Origin of the sequence: Nonomuraea longicatena, assembly GCF_039525605.1 — a bacterium.
GTDB classification, from domain to species: Bacteria; Actinomycetota; Actinomycetes; order Streptosporangiales; family Streptosporangiaceae; genus Nonomuraea; species Nonomuraea longicatena.
In genome coordinates this window covers 157,756-173,514 of sequence record NZ_BAAAHQ010000007.1, presented here as the reverse complement: position 1 = coordinate 173,514, position 15,759 = coordinate 157,756, and the positions used below count along the sequence as shown (strand labels likewise).

Annotated in this window: 17 protein-coding genes; 11 read left to right on the top strand and 6 right to left on the bottom strand. The window is 71.8% G+C overall.

Annotated features, from left to right (window positions below; translation table 11 throughout):
* Positions 1–116 precede the first annotated feature (116 nt).
* Positions 117–632, top strand: a complete 516-nt coding sequence (locus ABD120_RS08710; protein ID WP_343949215.1) for a hypothetical protein — start codon at positions 117–119, stop codon at positions 630–632.
* 58 nt (positions 633–690) lie between these two features.
* Here the strand turns inward: ABD120_RS08710 and ABD120_RS08705 are convergent, their stop codons facing one another.
* Positions 691–1,848, bottom strand: a complete 1,158-nt coding sequence (locus ABD120_RS08705; protein ID WP_343949214.1) for an RtcB family protein — start codon at positions 1,846–1,848, stop codon at positions 691–693.
* A gap of 128 nt (positions 1,849–1,976) precedes the next feature.
* On the opposite strand from ABD120_RS08705, the gene moaA reads away from it, so the two are divergent.
* Positions 1,977–2,966, top strand: a complete 990-nt coding sequence (gene moaA, locus ABD120_RS08700; protein WP_343949322.1) for a GTP 3',8-cyclase MoaA — start codon at positions 1,977–1,979, stop codon at positions 2,964–2,966.
* Between the two features lie 270 nt (positions 2,967–3,236).
* On the top strand, positions 3,237–4,007 hold the full coding sequence (locus tag ABD120_RS08695; protein WP_343949213.1) for an NTP transferase domain-containing protein: 771 nt from the start codon (positions 3,237–3,239) through the stop codon (positions 4,005–4,007).
* A 359-nt stretch (positions 4,008–4,366) separates the two neighbouring features.
* On the opposite strand, the gene ABD120_RS08690 is transcribed toward ABD120_RS08695, so the two are convergent.
* The gene (locus ABD120_RS08690; protein ID WP_343949212.1) at positions 4,367–4,681 is read right to left on the bottom strand and encodes a DUF3099 domain-containing protein; all 315 of its coding nucleotides are present in this window, start codon (positions 4,679–4,681) and stop codon (positions 4,367–4,369) included.
* A gap of 78 nt (positions 4,682–4,759) precedes the next feature.
* Here ABD120_RS08690 and ABD120_RS08685 point away from each other — a divergent pair, with 78 nt between their 5' ends.
* On the top strand, positions 4,760–4,972 hold the full coding sequence (locus ABD120_RS08685) for a dodecin (RefSeq protein ID WP_343949211.1): 213 nt from the start codon (positions 4,760–4,762) through the stop codon (positions 4,970–4,972).
* A 55-nt stretch (positions 4,973–5,027) separates the two neighbouring features.
* Here ABD120_RS08685 and ABD120_RS08680 read toward each other — a convergent pair whose 3' ends face one another.
* Both ABD120_RS08680 and ABD120_RS08675 read right to left on the bottom strand, forming a co-directional pair.
* Positions 5,028–6,398: a metallopeptidase TldD-related protein gene (locus ABD120_RS08680; protein ID WP_343949210.1), complete on the bottom strand. Its 1,371-nt coding sequence runs from the start codon at positions 6,396–6,398 to the stop codon at positions 5,028–5,030.
* A complete protein-coding gene (locus ABD120_RS08675) occupies positions 6,398–7,891 on the bottom strand; it encodes a TldD/PmbA family protein (RefSeq protein WP_343949209.1) in 1,494 nt (497 codons plus the stop codon). The genes ABD120_RS08680 and ABD120_RS08675 overlap by 1 nt, the downstream gene beginning before the upstream one ends.
* Positions 7,892–7,968: 77 nt before the next feature.
* Between ABD120_RS08675 and ABD120_RS08670 the strand changes: the two genes are divergently transcribed.
* On the top strand, positions 7,969–8,664 hold the full coding sequence (locus ABD120_RS08670; RefSeq protein ID WP_343949208.1) for a beta-ketoacyl-ACP reductase: 696 nt from the start codon (positions 7,969–7,971) through the stop codon (positions 8,662–8,664).
* 4 nt (positions 8,665–8,668) lie between these two features.
* Positions 8,669–9,433 (top strand): enoyl-ACP reductase FabI, encoded by a 765-nt coding sequence (fabI, locus tag ABD120_RS08665; protein ID WP_343949207.1) that lies wholly within the window; start codon positions 8,669–8,671, stop codon positions 9,431–9,433.
* Between the two features lie 221 nt (positions 9,434–9,654).
* Here fabI and ABD120_RS08660 read toward each other — a convergent pair whose 3' ends face one another.
* Together ABD120_RS08660 and ABD120_RS08655 are read right to left on the bottom strand one after the other, a co-directional pair.
* Positions 9,655–10,644, bottom strand: a complete 990-nt coding sequence (locus tag ABD120_RS08660; protein WP_343949206.1) for a hypothetical protein — start codon at positions 10,642–10,644, stop codon at positions 9,655–9,657.
* 170 nt (positions 10,645–10,814) lie between these two features.
* Positions 10,815–11,762 (bottom strand): aldo/keto reductase, encoded by a 948-nt coding sequence (locus ABD120_RS08655; RefSeq protein ID WP_343949205.1) that lies wholly within the window; start codon positions 11,760–11,762, stop codon positions 10,815–10,817.
* A 64-nt stretch (positions 11,763–11,826) separates the two neighbouring features.
* Here ABD120_RS08655 and ABD120_RS08650 point away from each other — a divergent pair, with 64 nt between their 5' ends.
* Genes ABD120_RS08650 through mshC form a run of 5 tightly spaced genes read left to right on the top strand, consistent with a single transcriptional unit; the run spans position 11,827 to position 15,738 of the window.
* Complete coding sequence (locus ABD120_RS08650; protein ID WP_343949204.1) at positions 11,827–12,513, top strand: MSMEG_4193 family putative phosphomutase; 687 nt, start codon at positions 11,827–11,829, stop codon at positions 12,511–12,513.
* A gap of 9 nt (positions 12,514–12,522) precedes the next feature.
* Positions 12,523–13,071, top strand: coding sequence for a DUF3090 domain-containing protein (locus ABD120_RS08645; protein WP_343949203.1), 549 nt, complete (start codon positions 12,523–12,525; stop codon positions 13,069–13,071).
* Positions 13,072–13,094: 23 nt separating this feature from the next.
* On the top strand, positions 13,095–13,835 hold the full coding sequence (locus ABD120_RS08640; RefSeq protein ID WP_343949321.1) for an SCO1664 family protein: 741 nt from the start codon (positions 13,095–13,097) through the stop codon (positions 13,833–13,835).
* A 32-nt stretch (positions 13,836–13,867) separates the two neighbouring features.
* A complete protein-coding gene (locus tag ABD120_RS08635) occupies positions 13,868–14,524 on the top strand; it encodes an NRDE family protein (RefSeq protein ID WP_343949202.1) in 657 nt (218 codons plus the stop codon).
* Positions 14,521–15,738, top strand: a complete 1,218-nt coding sequence (mshC, locus tag ABD120_RS08630; protein ID WP_343949201.1) for a cysteine--1-D-myo-inosityl 2-amino-2-deoxy-alpha-D-glucopyranoside ligase — start codon at positions 14,521–14,523, stop codon at positions 15,736–15,738. Before ABD120_RS08635 ends, mshC begins: the two co-directional genes overlap by 4 nt.
* Positions 15,739–15,759: the final 21 nt, after the last annotated feature.

Sequence of the window (15,759 nt, the reverse complement as noted above, 5' to 3'; positions counted from 1 at the left end):
TTTGTTGCACAATCGTGATCATCTTCGGGAAAACATTTCTTTACCCCCTGTCGTCATTGTCCTTGACGCACTCTGCCCCGGGGTGCGTCCGTTCAACGGGGAGAGGAAGTTCCTAGATGATGAGACGCCTCGCTGCCGCCGCCGCGGCGGCTGCGGTCGGGTTCGCCGTCCTGGCGACCGCGGCGCCGGCGATGGCCGCGCCTCCCAGCACCGGCCTGGACGACCGTGACTACGGCCGTCACGGGTCCCACTACGAGAGCGGCTACACCCGCCTGTCGTTCGACGCGGGACCCGAGCCGATCTGGTACAAGAAGCGGCTCTCGCTCAGCGGCAAGCTGTCCGTCCGCTGTGACGAGGACTACATCGACGGTGTCGTCGCGGTCATCCGGCCCGACCACTGTGAGGACCGAGGCTGGGACTGGCTCGGCGGCCGACGGATCGAGATCCAGTTCAAGTCCGACCGTTCGGGCCGGTGGGAGTACGTCGACTCGGTCCGCACCGACCACGACGGCTACTTCTACACCACGGCGCGGGCCTACGAGTCCGGCACCTGGCGTGCGGTCTACGAGGGCGGCAGGTACCTCGACTCCTCCGCGGCCTACGACTGGGTGAAGGTCATCAAGCGTTACTGACCCGCCTGAAGCGCGCGGCGCCCGGTCCCGGTTCCCCGGGGCCGGGCGCCGTCGCGTGTCAGCCCTTGTAGTTGAAGATCTGACGCAGGGTGTGCTGGACCTCGACGAGGTCGCTCTGGTCGGCCATCACCCGGTCGATCGGCTTGTACGCCTCAGGGTGCTCGTCCACCAGCGCGGCCGCCCGGTCGGCGTTCCAGGTGCGCCCCCGCATGGCGGCCCTGAGGGAGGAGGCCGACAACTCCCGCTTGGCCTGGGTGCGCGACATCCGGCGGCCCGCCCCGTGCGCGCACGAGTCGTACGACAGCGGGTTGCCGAGCCCGCGCACGATGTACGAGCGGGTGCCCATCGAGCCGGGGATCACGCCCTCGTCGCCGGCGGCGGCCTTGATCGCGCCCTTGCGGGTGATCCACAGCGACCGGCCGGCGTGCGTCTCCCGCTGGGTGAAGTTGTGGTGGCAGTTGATCGTCCGCACCCGCTGCCCGCGGCCCGCGACCTGGAACAGCGCCTCCACCAGCACGGTGTCCATGCGCGCCCGCGAGGCCATGGCGTAGCGCTGGGACCACAGCATGTCCTCGATGTAGGCGGTGAACTCCGGCGTGCTCTGCGCGAAGTAGGCGAGGTCGGTGTCCTCCAGCGCGACCTCCTGGTGGCGCATCGCCTGCTTGGCCAGCTTGATGTGCATCGTGGCGAGTTGGTTGCCGATGCCGCGCGAGCCCGAGTGCAGGACGGTCCAGACCCGGTCGCGCTCGTCGAGGCAGACCTCGACGAAGTGGTTGCCGGAGCCGAGGGTGCCGAACTGGTCGGCCACCTTCTTCGTCTGGCGCTCGTCGAGGCCGGTGTGCGGCAACCCCAGGCCGCCGAGCGCGCGGTCGACCACGGGGTCCGCGCCGCCCTTGCCGACGGTGGCCGGGATGCGGCGCTCGATCATCGGCATCAGCGCCGCCAGCGTCTCCGGCAGGTCGGCGGCGGTGAGCGTCGTCTCGGTGGCGACCATGCCGCAGCCGATGTCCACGCCGACGGCGGCGGGGATGACGGCGTTCTCGGTGGGGATCACCGAGCCGACGGTCGCGCCGATGCCGACGTGCGCGTCGGGCATGAGCGCCACGTGTCCGGCGACGAACGGCATCCGGGCCGTCCGCGCCGCCTGCTCGACGGCGCGTTCGTCGATCTCGCTCGCCCAGGACAGCAGGTTGGGCGCGGGCTGGTTCGGTGACATCGGTTTCCTTCTTCCCGGTCAGGTGATCAGTGTGGCGCGACCAGGAAGGAAATCCCACACATTTTACCTTGACCGGGACGATCGCCCTCTTACGAACAGATTGTCGTAAGGTGAGCCGTATGAGGTCGATGTTGAGGGATTCGTACGGAAGGGTAGCGACTGATCTGCGCGTGTCCCTGACCGACAAGTGCAACCTGCGGTGCACGTACTGCATGCCGCCGGAGGGCCTGGACTGGCTGCCCAAGCCCGAACTGCTGACCGCCGACGAGATCGTCCGCCTGGTCGCGATCGGAGTCGAGCGCCTCGGCGTCACCGAGGTCAGGTACACGGGCGGGGAACCGCTCCTGCGCCGCGAACTCGTCGACATCGTGGCTCGCACCGCCGCGCTGTCGCCGCGCCCCGAGGTGATGCTGACGACCAACGGCATCGGCCTGGCCCGGCTGGCCGCGCCGCTGGCCGAGGCCGGACTGGACCGGGTGAACGTCTCCCTGGACACCCTGGAGCGCGACACCTTCAAGCGACTGGCGCACCGCGACCGCTTCGACGACGTGATCGCGGGCCTGGCCGCCGCCGACGCGGCCGGGCTGCGGCCGGTCAAGGTCAACACCGTCCTCATGCGCGGGATCAACGACCACGAGGCGCCCGCGCTGCTCAGATACTGCCTGAAGCAGGGGTACGAACTGCGCTTCATCGAGCAGATGCCGCTCGACGCCCAGCACGGATGGAGCCGGAAGGACATGGTCACCGCCGACGAGATCCTCGCGATGCTCAAGGCCGAGTTCGACCTGCGCCCCGACGACCCGGAGGAGCGCGGCAGCGCCCCGGCCGAGCGGTTCCTGGTGGACGGCGGCCCGGAGCGCGTCGGCGTGATCGGCTCGGTGACGCGGCCGTTCTGCGGCGCCTGCGACCGGGTGCGGCTGACGGCCGACGGGCAGGTGCGCAACTGCCTGTTCGCGCGGGAGGAGTCCGACCTGAAGACCGCGATGCGCGACGGGGCGGGCGACGACGAACTCGCCGCCCGGTGGATCGCCGCCGTCGCCACGAAGCTCCCGGGCCACGGCATCGACGACCCGGCCTTCCTCCAGCCCGCCCGTCCGATGTCCGCCATCGGCGGCTGACCCGCATCTGACTCCATCCGCTCTACAGCACTCACATCCGTTACGGCCAAGCCGGCCCCACCGCCTCCCGCCCGCCCCCTGCACGGCCTCCAGGGCGCCACTCCTCCCACACCACCCCACCGCCACGCCGCCCCGTGAGCCACCCGAACGGCGCCCGCTCCACCTCCCGCCGTCAGCCGGTCGGCGGCCAGATCCACGCCGACCGAAGCACCACCACCCCCTTCCGCCCGGATGTCCTGTGCGGAGCCGGGCGGTCGGTAGCGTGTGGGCGTGCTGTTCGACGCGGTGGTCCTGGCAGGGGGCGCGGGGCGGCGGGTCGGGGGCGTGGACAAGCCCGCGCTGCCCGTCGCAGGCCGTCCCATGATCGAGCGCGTCGCCGAAGCCGTGGCAGGCAGCCGGCGACTCGTGGTGGTGGGTCCGCGACGCCCGAGGCCCGCCGCCCGGTACGTCCTGGAGGAGCCGCGCGGCGGCGGCCCCGTGCCCGCCCTCAGAGCGGGCCTGGCCGAGGTCGAGGCCCCCTGGGTGGTGCTGCTCGCCGGAGACCTGCCGCTGCTGCGCCCCGCCCATGTGCGGGCCCTGCTGGCGGCCGCCCCGCGAACCGGCGCCGTGGCCGTGGACGAGGCGGGCAGGGAGCAGTGGCTGCTGGGAGCCTGGCACACCCCGGTGCTGGCCGAAGCACTGGCCGCCTACACCGGCAGGTCGCTGCGTGGGTTGATGGGCCCGCTGCGACCGGTACGGGTGGCGCTGCCCGGCCGCCCGTGGTTCGACTGCGACACTGTGGACGACCTTGAGGAGGCGGAGATGAACGTGCTCGCCGAGTGGACCGCGCTCGTGTGCGAGGAACTGGGTGTGGATCCGGCCACCGTGGACCGTGACCTGATCCTCGACCTGACCAAGGAGGTGGCCCACGGGGTGGCCCGCCCGGCGGCGCCCCTCACGGCGTACCTGCTGGGGCTGGCCCAGGGGGCGGGCACCGCGCCCGGCGACGCGGCCGCCCGGCTGGCCGCGCTCGCCCGTGACTGGCCGCGCGAGGAGAGCTGACCCGGGAGGGCGCTCGCGGGACGGCCTGACCTGGTGGGATCACTGCCGTGAACTCCCACCGGTCAAGCTGTGCCGGGAAACCTGAGGATTTCCTGTGAGTTTCCTGAAGACTTTATGCAAACGACTTCGGGAAAGCGTTCCTACCCATGGACTCCCGCGCAACGGCTACAAGACAGTCACTTGGCGGTGAGTTGACGGAGAAAAGGGCGACGCCGGGTGGTTACGGGGGCAAACCACCCGGCGTCGCTTCATCGGCGTTCCGACGGGGGCCCGGAACGCCGGCACCAGCGCTCCGACGGGGGACCGGAGCGCTTGTCTAAAGCGTACACCTACAACCCGTGGGATGCGTCAAGACTTAGTCACGACCCGATCTCGCGTCGGTGCATCGGTATCTCGCTTTGGTTAGCTTCCGGCCCCTGAAAGGTCGGCGGGGGGACATCCTTGGATCTCTCATTGGCCCCGATAACGGCTATGTATGGCAAAAAGACGGCACCCGCGATGAACAGCAGCCGGTACGGCCACGGCAGCGGCACCACCACGGCCAGGATCAGGCAGATCGTGCGGATGCCCATCTTGATGAGGTAGCTGATCTCGCGCTTGTGGATGTCCTGGCTCAGCGAGGGCTGCGCGTCCGTCACCTGATGGACCACCTTGCGCCTGAGCAACCCCTTCATACCTCCCACGGTAGACCTCGGCGGGGGCGGTTGCTATCGGTCATGCGATCATGGCCTTCGAGTAAGGAGGATGCGGAGATGACGGATCGAACGTATCGGGTGACCGAGATAGTCGGATCGTCGGGGGAGAGCATCGACCAAGCCGTGCGAAACGGGCTCAAGAGGGCCTCGGAGACGTTGCGTCACCTCGACTGGTTCGAGGTGACGGAGATCCGAGGCCACCTCGAAGACGGCGAGGTGGCCCACATCCAGGTCGGGATGAAGGTCGGCTTCCGCCTGGAAGACGCCTGAACCCGGAGAAGCGGAGAGCGCACCCGCCACGGGCGAGTGCGCTCCCCGTACGGCCTCAGCTGGCCTGGCTGACCGTGCTCATGTTGAAGTCGGGCACCCGCAGCGCGGGCATCACCGTACGCGTGAAGTAGTCGTTCCACTCGCGCGGCAGCGTCTGCTCCGCCGCACCGACCTCCGACACGCGCCCGAGCAGGTCGATCGGGCTCTCGTTGAAGCGGAAGTTGTTCACCTCGCCCACGACCTCGCCGTTCTCCACCAGGTAGACGCCGTCGCGGGTGAGCCCCGTGACCAGCAGCGTCTGCGGATCGACCTCGCGGATGTACCACAGGCAGGTGACCAGCAGCCCGCGCTCGGTGGCCGCGATCATCTCCGTCAGGGAGCGTCCGTCGGCCCCGCCGCGCATCAGCAGGTTGTCGACGGCGGGGGTCACGGCCAGGCCGCTCAATTCGGCCGAGTGGCGGGTCTGCCGCAGCGCCGACAGCGTGCCGCCGGACACCCAGTCGGTCGCCGCCAGCGGCAGGCCGTTGTCGAAGACCGAGGCCGCGCGCCCGGAGGAGCGCTCGACGACGAACGGCGCGCACTCGACACCGGCGGCCGCAGGGTCGCTCGACAGCGTGAGCGGCAGCGGCGACAGCCGCTCGCCCACGCGGGTGCCGCCGCCCCGCTTGGAGAAGACCGTGCGCCCGTCGAGGGCGTCGCGCGCACCCGCCGACCAGTACGCGTAGATCATCAGGTCGGCGACGGCGCCAGGGGGCAGCAGCGTCTCGTAGCGGCCCGCGGGCAGGTCGACGCGGTTCTTGGCCCACTCCAGCCGCACCGCGAGCGAGGCGTCGAGTGCGGCCACGTCCACGTCGGAGAAGTCGCGCGTGGCCACGCCCGTCCACGCCGAGCGCTTGAGATCGGCCGACTTGGCGTTGAGTTCCAGCCGCCCGGTCGGCTGGTCGTGGCGCAGCCGCAGCCCGGTGGACGAGCCGAGGAACGTCGTGGTCACCGTGTGCTCGGCGAAGCCGTACAGGCGCCTGCCGCCCGCCTCGGCGGCGGAGAACGCCTCACCCAGCGCGGGCGCGAACCGCTCGAACACCCCGATGTCGGTCGGCGTGAGCGGGTCCTGCCAGTGCGGGCTGGCCGGGACGCCGGACACCAGCGGCCGCGCGTCCTCGGCGGGCCGGGCCGTACGCGCCGCCCGGTCGGCGGCGGCCACCACGTCGGCGATCTGGTCCGCCCGTACGGCGGCGCGCGAGACCACGCCGACGCCCGCGCCCGCGATCGAGACCACCGTGAGCCGCGCCGAGCGGGACACCCCGTTGGTGGTGAGGGTGTTGCCGGCGAAGCGCAGGTTGGCGGAGGAGTCGGCGTCGGCGATCACGACGCAGTCGTCGGCCTCCGACAGCTCCAGCGCCCTGTCCACCATCTCCTGGGGAGTCATCACTTGCCGGCCTCCTGGACGGTGTTGAGGATGCGCACGCCGCGAAACAGCGCGGACGGGCAGCCGTGGCTGACCGGTGCGACCTGGCCCGGCTGGCCCTTGCCGCAGTTGAAGGCGCCGCCGAGCACGTACGTCTGCGGCCCGCCGACGGCCGCCATCGACCGCCAGAAGTCCGTGGTCGTGGCCTGGTAGGCGAAGTCGCGCACCTGCCCGGCCAGGGCCCCGTCCGCGATGCGGTAGGCGCGCTGGCCCGTGAACTGGAAGTTGTAGCGCTGCATGTCGATCGACCAGCTCTTGTCGCCGACGATGTACAGGCCGCGCTCCACCCGCGAGATCAGCTCCTCCGTCGAGGGGCCGCCGGGCTCGGGCCGCAGCGAGACGTTGGCCATGCGCTGGATCGGCATGTGGCCGGGGGAGTCGGCGAAGCCGCAGCCGTTGGAGCGGCCGAAGCCCTTCAGCAGCGCCATGCGCCGGTCGAGCTGGTAGCCGACCAGGACGCCGTCGCGCACGATGTCGAAGCTCTGCCCGGCGACGCCCTCGTCGTCGTAGCCGATGGTGGCCAGGCCGTGCTCGACGGTGCGGTCGCCGGTGACGTTCATCGAGGGCGCGCCGTAGACGAGCTCGCCGAGCTGGTCGAAGGTGGCGAAGCTGGTGCCCGCGTAGGCGGCCTCGTAGCCGAGCGCCCGGTCGAGCTCGGTCGCGTGGCCGATCGACTCGTGGATCGTCAGCCACAGGTTGGACGGGTGGATCACCAGGTCGTGGTCGCCCGCCTCGACCGACGGCGCCGCGAGCTTCTCCGCCAGCAGCTCGGGCAGCTGGGCCAGCTCGCCCGCCCAGTCCCAGTGGGAGCCGGTGAGGTACTCGTAGCCCCGGCCGACCGGCGGCGCGATCGTGGACATGTCGTCGAAGACGTGTTCGCCCGCCTTCATCGCGTTGAGAACCGGGTGCACGCGCACCCGCTGCTGTGTCGTGACGGTGCCCGCCGTGTCGGCGTAGAACTTCTGCTCCTTGACCTGGAGCAGGTGCGCGGCCACGTGGTCGGCGCCCTTGAGCAGGCCCGCCGACCAGTCGGCCAGCAGCGCGACCTTCTCGCTCGACGGCACGTCGAACGGATCGATCTCGTACGGCGAGACCCACACGGCCTCGCCGTACACGGGCTCGGGGGCGAGCTCGATCGGCTCGCGGTTGATGGGGGCGCTCACCTCCGCCACGCGCACGGCCTGCTCGGCCACCCGCGCGGCCGCCTCGGGCGTCAGCTCGATCCCGGAGGCGAACCCCCAGGTGCCGCCCTTGACCACGCGGACGGCGAAGCCGAGGTCGTCGGCGTCGACGGCGCCTTCGAGCCTGGTGTCGTACAGACTCAGGGACTCGCCCCTGATGCGTTCGAGTCGGAAGTCGGCGTGCTCGGCGCCCAGGTCCTGGGCCCGCTGGAGCGCGGCGTCCGCGAGCCGCCGCAACGGCAACGCGAGGAAGTCGGGGTCGATTTGACGCATGTCGACGATCCTAACCCTGTGATCTTGTCCGTCCCGGACAAGTGGATACCCGCCAGTAGCGGATAGCGTCAGGAACCATGGCACGCTCAGTACTCGTCACCGGAGGCAATCGCGGCATCGGCCTCGCGATCGCCCGCGAACTCGCCGCGGCGGGCGACGCCGTCGCCGTCACCTATCGCTCGGGAGAGCCGCCGGAGGGCCTGTTCGGCGTCCGCTGCGACGTGACGAGCACGGACGACGTCGAGGCCGCCTTCTCCAAGGTCGAGGCCGAGCAGGGCCCGGTCGAGGTGCTCGTGTCCAACGCGGGCATCACCAAGGACACCCTCCTCGCCATGATGAAGGAGGAGACCTTCACCGAGGTCCTCGACGCCAACCTGACCGGCGCCTTCCGGGTGGCCAAACGCGCGATCCGGCCCATGATGCGGCTCAAGCGCGGCCGGATCATCCTCATCTCCTCCGTCGTCGGCCTGTCCGGGCAGGCGGGTCAGGCCAACTACGCCGCCTCCAAGGCGGGGCTGGTGGGCTTCGGCCGCTCGCTCGCCCGCGAGTACGGCTCGCGCGGCATCACCGTCAACGTGGTCGCGCCCGGCTTCGTCGAGACCGACATGACGGCGGAACTCGACGCCGGGGCCATCGTCAAGAACATCCCGCTGGGCCGCCAGGCCAAGCCGGAAGAGATCGCACGCGTCGTCCGCTTCCTGGCCGGTGACGACGCCTCCTACATCACCGGCGCGGTCATCCCCGTCGACGGCGGCCTGGGAATGGGGCACTGACAACATGGGCATCCTCGACGGCAAGCGCATCCTCGTCACCGGCGTCCTCACCGACGCCTCCATCGGCTTCTCGATCGCCAAGATCGCGCAGGACGAGGGCGCCGAGGTGGTTCTCACCGGGTTCGGACGGCTGAGCCTGGTCGAGCGCATCGCCAAGCGGCTGCCGAAGCCGGCGCCGGTGCTCGAACTCGACGTTCAGAACACCGAGCACCTCGACAGCCTGGCCGCCCGGGTCGGCGAGCACGTCGACGGCCTCGACGGCGTCGTCCACTCGATCGGCTTCGCGCCGCAGACCGCGCTCGGCGGCAACTTCCTCAACACGAGCTGGGAGGACGTGGCCACCGCGCTGCACATCTCGACGTTCTCCTACAAGGCGCTGGCCGTGGCGTGCCTGCCGCTGATGAAGGAGGGCGGCGCGGTCGTCGGCCTCGACTTCGACGCCAGCAAGGCGTGGCCGGTCTACGACTGGATGGGCGTCGCCAAGGCGGGCCTCGAGTCCGCCAACCGCTACCTCGCCCGCGACCTGGGCCGCCACGGCATCCGGGTCAACCTGGTGGCGGCCGGCCCGCTGCGCACGATGGCGGCCAAGTCGATCCCGGGCTTCAAGGAGTTCGAGGACACCTGGTCCGACAAGGCGCCGCTGGGGTGGGACCTGTCCGATGCCGAGCCCGCCGCGCGGGCGTGCGTGGCGCTGATGTCGCCGTGGTTCCCGGCGACGACGGGCGAGATCGTCCACGTCGACGGCGGGGTGCACGCGATCGGCGGCTGATCACCGCCCGACGGGCGCCGGTCTCAGGACACGGCGCCCGTTTCCGCTGTCACGGCACTCTCCGTCACGGCGTCTCGCTGTCACGGCGCGGCCCACCTGACGCCACCCGCCGCCGCCCCCTCAGGGCCTCGGAGGGAGACGCTCCTCCCCGACGCCGGTCCCCGCCGTGACGCCGCTCGTGCCATGTGACGGCGGTTGCCGTGGGGTCGGCCCGCCCGCGCTCACGCCATCCGGTGGCGGTTGCCCCGGACCCGTACCGGGTCGAACGGCAGAGCGTCGTGCTCCTCCCGGCGGCGGCGCTGTTGCACCACCCGCGCCGCCAGCACGGCCGACAGCAGCAGCACGGCCGTCAGCGTCGTGCCCAGCGCGTCGGAGGCCGGATCGCCCGCCCGCACCCCCCGGGGGTGCGGCAGCGGCACGGCCAGCCGGTCGGCGAACGGGTGCGGCCACAGCAGATCGACCCGCGTCTCGTCGGGGTCGGCCGCCCGCCGTTCCTTGACCGGCCGCTCGGCGGGTGCGGGATGCGGCGCGCCGGACGGCTGGGCGGGTGTCCCCGGTGGCATGACGGCCGCGTCGTCGCGCTCGTCGGGGGCGCGGGTGGCGGGCGGTGTGGCCTCGGGCTCGGCTTCCGGCCGGGGCTCGTCCACGGCGGGCAGGGAGGGCTCCGGCGTGATGTGCGTGCCCACGCTCTGGTCCTCGCAGGCCAGCACCGGAAGGCACACGTCGGCGAGAGTGTCGGGCAGCAGTGTCGAGGTGGGCATCGGCGCGGGTGTGAACTCCCCCGTCTCCCGCCCCTCCGGCCGACGGGTGTCGCCGTCGGCCTGGGCACCGGTGTCGCGCCCGGTGTCGCCCTCGGTGTCACGGGCGGCGTCGCGGCCGGTGCCCGGCTCGCGCGGCTGCTGGGACGGCTGCGACCGTGACACCGGCGGCGGCGTCCGAGGCGCCGTCGGCACGACCTCGCCGAGTGTCCCGAGCACGTCCCCGGCGGTGTCGTCGAGCCCCTTGGTGACCGGTTCGACGGCGTTGCCCGTGAGCTGGTCGACGGTGTCGGTGACGGAGTCGACCACGCCGCACAGCGCGCCCGTCACCCCCGAGAGCAGCCCGCCGCCCTGCGCGCAGTCGTCGGCGGCCACCGCCGACGGAGCCGCCACCGGGATGGCCGCCAACGCTATGGCGAGGACCCCTGTGGTGATCGCGGCCCTGCTGCCCATTCGCTCCTCCTGTTTGGCCTAGGAGGAAATCTTTATGGACACCCGGGCCTGACGCAGTCCTTTTCCGGTGAAAGTTGCGATTCGGTATCGACGCGTGATACGCGAGTGCTGTTCTCGTTCCGCAGAGCGACCGTCCGGTTCCGGTGAGTGCCGACGCCGTGCCCGGCGGGTCACTCGGGGGAGGAGACGTCGTCGAGCGCCTCTCTGATCTCCCGGGGCAGCACCAGGTCCTCGGCCGTGAGGATCGCCTTGAGTTGCGTGTGCGTACGCGCGCCCACGATGGCGGAGGCCACGCACGGCTGGTCGCGCACCCACGACAGCGCCACCGCGAGCGGCGAGACGCCGAGCCCGTCGGCGGCGGTCGTGACGGACTCGACCACGCGCCTGCTGCGTTCGTCGAGGTAGGGGCGGACGAAGTCGGCGAAATGCGGTGAGGCGGCGCGCGAGTCCGACGGGACGCCGGTGCGGTACTTGCCCGTCAGCACCCCCCGCCCCAGCGGCGACCAGGCCAGCACGCCCGCGCCCACGTGCTCGGCCGCGGGCAGCAGCTCGCGTTCGGGCCCCCGGGCCAGCAGGGAGTACTCGGCCTGGGCGGAGGTGACCGGCACCCGCCCGGAGGCGTTGCGCTGGGCCACGGCCGCCGCGGCGAGCTGCCAGCCGGTGTAATCGCACACGCCGGCGTACACGGCCCGGCCGGAGGTGACGATCGCGTCGAGCGCGGCCAGCGTCTCCTCCAGCGGCACCTCCGGGTCGAAGGTGTGCAACTGCCACAGGTCCACGTAGTCGAGGCCGAGCCGGTTGAGCGAGGCGTCGACGGCGGCGATGAGGTGGCGCCTGGAGGCGTCACGGGGCCGCCGCCCCGCCGGGGTGACCACGGCCTTGGTGGAGATCACCAGCTCCGAGCGCGGGAAGGAGTCGCGGAGCATGCGGCCCAGCAGGCGCTCGGCGTCGCCGCCGGTGTAGACGTCGGCGGTGTCGACGAGATTGCCCCCGGCCTCGACGAAGGTGCGCAGCTGGGCCGCCGCGTCGTCGCCGTCGGTGTCCCGGCCCCACGTCATCGTGCCTAGTCCGACGCGGGATACCGACAGGCCGCTGCGGCCCACATAGCGCTGCTCCATGATCCCGCCAGGGTACCGTCCGACCCCGTGAAACACCGGGAAGGACGCCTGCGACACTTGCGTGGTGACCACGCTTCTCCTGGCCCGTCACGGGCTGACCGATCTGACCGGACCGGTGCTTGCGGGCCGTACGCCCGGAGTGTCCCTGAGCGGGGAGGGGCGGGCGCAGGCGCGGGCGCTCGCCGCGCGCATCGCGGGCGTCCGCCTGGACGCGATCGTCGCCAGCCCCCTCGAACGCTGCCAGGAGACGGCGGCGGCGGTGGCGGAGGGCCGCGACCTCCCGGTGGTGACCGAGGAGCGGCTGATCGAGTGCGGGTACGGCGAGTGGACCGGCAGGCCGCTGAAGGAACTGGCCGAGGAGCCGCTGTGGCCGGTCGTCCAGTCGCACCCGAGCGCGGCCGTCTTCCCCGGCGGAGAGGCGCTGGCCGACGTCCAGCACCGGGCGGTGGCGGCGGTGCGGGAGTGGAATCTTCGACTGGGGGAGAAAGCCGTATACCTGGCGTGCAGCCACGGCGACGTGATCAAGGCGATCGTGGCGGACGCCCTGGGGCTCCATCTTGATCACTTCCAGCGCATCGCCAGCGACCCGGCGGCACTTACAGTGATCAGGTACACACCGCTGCGGCCGTTCGTCCTCAGACTCAACGACATGGGCGAGTTGCGTCTGGCGGAGGACGCGGGGGAAAAGTCCGGGGGAGAAAACTCCACCGGGAGCGACGCCGCCGTCGGCGGCGGGTCCGGGACCACGTAAGGTCAGGTTATGCCGGTCTTCGACTACGACCCACCAGAACGGTTCGTGGCCGGTGCCCTGGGGCAGCCGGGCGCGCGGGCCTTCTTCTTGCAGGCGCGCGCCGAGGGCAGGCTCACCACGGTGGCCCTGGAGAAGGTCCAGGTCGCCGCGCTCGCGGGCAGGCTCGACGAACTGCTCGACGAGGTACTGCTGCGCAGCGGGGGCACCGCGCACATCCCCGCGATCGCGCCCACCGACCTGGCCGACGACGGCCCGCTCGACCTCCCGCTCGACCAGGACTTCACCGTCGGCACGATGACCCTGGCCTGGGACCCTGAGACGTCCCAGGTGGTCATCGAGGCCCAGGAGGTCGTCGACGAGGAGGACACCGCGGCCCCGGAGCCCGCCATGCTGCGGGTGCGCATCAGCGCGGGCGCCGCCCGCGCCTTCACTCAGCGAGCCCTGCGGATCGTCGCCGCCGGAAGAGCGCCCTGCCCGCTCTGCGGGCAGCCGCTCGACGCCAGAGGGCATGTGTGCGTGCGTCTCAACGGATACCGAGGGGGTGAGAGCGCCTCGTGAGCAGCGCCCAGGAGCGCGAGCCGGTGCTCAAGGCGGTACAGACCTTTCCCGTACACGACGAAGGCGCGCTCAGACTGCTGCGCGAAGGCCGCATCGAGGTGGAGGGGCGGCTGGTCGAGGCCACGAACATGACGCTGTACTGCTCGCTCAGCCTGGGCGGGCGCACGGCCGCGTGCGTGTACAAGCCGGTGCGCGGCGAGCGCCCCCTGTGGGACTTCCCCGACGGCACCCTCGCCGCCCGCGAGGTCGCCGCCTTCGAGGTGTCGCAGGCCACCGGCTGGGGCGTCGTCCCGCCGACCGTCTACCGCGACGGCCCCTTCGGCCCCGGCATGTGCCAGCTGTGGATCGACACCGAGCACGAGATCGACCTCATGCGCCTGGTCCGCAGCCGCCATCCCGGGCTGCGGCGCATGGCCGTCTTCGACGCCGTCGTCAACAACGCCGACCGCAAGGGCGGTCACCTGCTCCCGCTGCCCGACGGGCACGTGTACGGCGTCGACCACGGCGTCTGCTTCGCCGCCGACGACAAGCTGCGCACGGTCCTGTGGCAGTGGCGCGGCAAGCCGCTGGCGCCGGAGGCCGCCGTCGTCCTCGCCCGCCTGGCCCGCGACCTCGAGTCCGGCGAACTGGGCAGACGGCTGCGCCAGCTGCTGACCCTCGCCGAGGTCGAGGCCACCTGGACCCGCGTCAGGCGGCTGCTCGACACCGGCGTCCACCCCCTGCCGTCCGAGGACTGGCCCGCGATCCCCTGGCCCCCTATCTAAGGGGCCTGCGGGCGTTTACTACCCTTTGCGCCATGTGCACGGTGATCGTGAAGACCGGCGACCCCCTGAGACTGATGGGCGTGCGCGACGAGTTCACCGGCCGCCCGTGGGAGAAGCCAGGCGAGCACTGGCCCGCCTACCCGGGCGTCACCGGCGGCCGCGACCTGCTGGCGGGCGGCACGTGGCTGGCCGTACGGGCCGAGGACAGAAGGGCCGCCGCCCTGCTCAACGGGCGCGGACACCCCGCGCCCGAGCATTCCCGCAGGTCCCGGGGCGACCTGCCGCTGCGCGCGGTCGTCGAGGGCGGGCTGCCCGACGTCGAACTGCCCCGCTACGACCCCTTCCACCTGGTCCTGGCCGACCCGGACGGCGCCCTCATGTGGAGCTGGGACGGTCGCCGCCTGCGGCGCACCACCCTTCCGGAGGGCACCAGCGTGATCGTCAACTCCGGCCTAGACCTCGGCGACCCGCGCGTGCGCGCCCAGCGGCCGCTGTTCGCGGGAAGCGACGACTGGTGGGCGCTGACCCGCGCCACCCAGTCCGCCGATCCCGGCGCCCTCATCATGCGCCAGGACCTGCCCGACGGCCGCGTGTTCGCGTCGCTGTCGGTGACCCTGGTCACCATCTCGGCCGACGGGGTGGCCACCGAGTTCGACGACGTTTCCGGACGGATAGGCTCACAGGCATGAGATCGTGGTCTGCCCCTGACATTCCCCGGCTTCCCGGCGAACGCGTGCCTCTGCGCCTCCACGACACGGCCGCCCAGCAGGTCAGGCAGAGCGATCCAGGACCCACGGCCCGCATGTACGTGTGCGGCATCACGCCGTACGACGCCACCCATCTCGGCCACGCCAACACCTACCTCGCCTTCGACCTCGTCGGCAGGATCTGGCGCGACCTGGGGCACGAGGTCCACTACACGCAGAACGCCACGGACATCGACGACCCGCTGCTCGAACGCGCCCAGGACAGCGGAATCGGCTGGCAGGAACTCGCCGAGCGCGAGATCGAGCTGTTCCGCACCGACATGGAGGCCCTGCGTGTCGTGCCGCCCCGCGAGTACGTCGGGGTCACCGAGGTCGTCGACCAGGTCGCCGAGCTGATCGAGCGGCTGGGCCCCTTCACCTACGAACTCGACGGCGACGTCTACTTCTCCCGCGCCGCCGCCCCCAAGTTCGGGGAGATCTCCGGTTACCCGGAACAGGAGATGACCGCGCTGTTCGCCGAGCGCGGCGGCGACCCCGACCGGCCGGGCAAGCGCGACCCGCTCGACTGGCTCCTGTGGCGGGCCGAGCGGCCCGGAGAACCCGCCTGGGACACCAGGCTCGGCAGGGGGCGGCCCGGCTGGCACGTCGAGTGCACCGCCATCGCCCTGGCCAACCTGGGAGCCGGCTTCGACGTCGCGGGCGGCGGCTCCGACCTGATCTTCCCCCACCACGAGTGCGGCGCCTCGGAAGGGCACGCGGCCACCGGCGAGTGGCCGTTCGCCCGCTTCTACACCCACGCCGGGATGGTCGGCCTCGACGGCGAGAAGATGTCGAAGTCGAAGGGCAACCTGGTCTTCGTCTCCAAGCTGCGGGCCGAGCACGACCCGATGGCGATCCGCCTGGTCCTGCTCGCCCACCACTACCGGAGCGACTGGGAGTACACCCCCGACCAACTCGGCGCCGCCGAGGTTCGGCTGGCCCGCTGGCGCGAGGCGGCCGCGCTGCCCTCGGGGCCGGCCGCCGCCGACCTGCTGGCGACCGTACGCGCCCGCCTGGCCGACGACCTGGACGCCCCGGACGCCCTGGCGGCGCTCGACGCCTGGGCGGAGCGGGCGCTCACCGAGGGCGGCGCCGACACCGGCGCCCCGGCCCTCTTCCGCGACACGGCCGACGCCCTCCTCGGCGTCCTGCTGTGACACCTCCGCCCGCCCCTTGGG

Excerpts from the sequence above, each read along its gene's own strand:
- ABD120_RS08645 (WP_343949203.1), top strand. The coding sequence starts at position 12,523 with ATGCCGGTCTTCGACTACGACCCACCAGAACGGTTCGTGGCCGGTGCC.
- moaA (WP_343949322.1), top strand. The coding sequence starts at position 1,977 with ATGTTGAGGGATTCGTACGGAAGGGTAGCGACTGATCTGCGCGTGTCC.
- ABD120_RS08710 (WP_343949215.1), top strand. The coding sequence starts at position 117 with ATGATGAGACGCCTCGCTGCCGCCGCCGCGGCGGCTGCGGTCGGGTTC.
- ABD120_RS08685 (WP_343949211.1), top strand. The coding sequence starts at position 4,760 with ATGACGGATCGAACGTATCGGGTGACCGAGATAGTCGGATCGTCGGGG.
- ABD120_RS08675 (WP_343949209.1), bottom strand. The coding sequence starts at position 7,891 with ATGCGTCAAATCGACCCCGACTTCCTCGCGTTGCCGTTGCGGCGGCTC.
- ABD120_RS08670 (WP_343949208.1), top strand. The coding sequence starts at position 7,969 with ATGGCACGCTCAGTACTCGTCACCGGAGGCAATCGCGGCATCGGCCTC.
- mshC (WP_343949201.1), top strand. The coding sequence starts at position 14,521 with ATGAGATCGTGGTCTGCCCCTGACATTCCCCGGCTTCCCGGCGAACGC.
- ABD120_RS08705 (WP_343949214.1), bottom strand. The coding sequence starts at position 1,848 with ATGTCACCGAACCAGCCCGCGCCCAACCTGCTGTCCTGGGCGAGCGAG.
- ABD120_RS08680 (WP_343949210.1), bottom strand. The coding sequence starts at position 6,398 with ATGACTCCCCAGGAGATGGTGGACAGGGCGCTGGAGCTGTCGGAGGCC.
- fabI (WP_343949207.1), top strand. The coding sequence starts at position 8,669 with ATGGGCATCCTCGACGGCAAGCGCATCCTCGTCACCGGCGTCCTCACC.
- ABD120_RS08635 (WP_343949202.1), top strand. The coding sequence starts at position 13,868 with ATGTGCACGGTGATCGTGAAGACCGGCGACCCCCTGAGACTGATGGGC.
- ABD120_RS08690 (WP_343949212.1), bottom strand. The coding sequence starts at position 4,681 with ATGAAGGGGTTGCTCAGGCGCAAGGTGGTCCATCAGGTGACGGACGCG.
- ABD120_RS08660 (WP_343949206.1), bottom strand. The coding sequence starts at position 10,644 with ATGGGCAGCAGGGCCGCGATCACCACAGGGGTCCTCGCCATAGCGTTG.
- ABD120_RS08655 (WP_343949205.1), bottom strand. The coding sequence starts at position 11,762 with ATGGAGCAGCGCTATGTGGGCCGCAGCGGCCTGTCGGTATCCCGCGTC.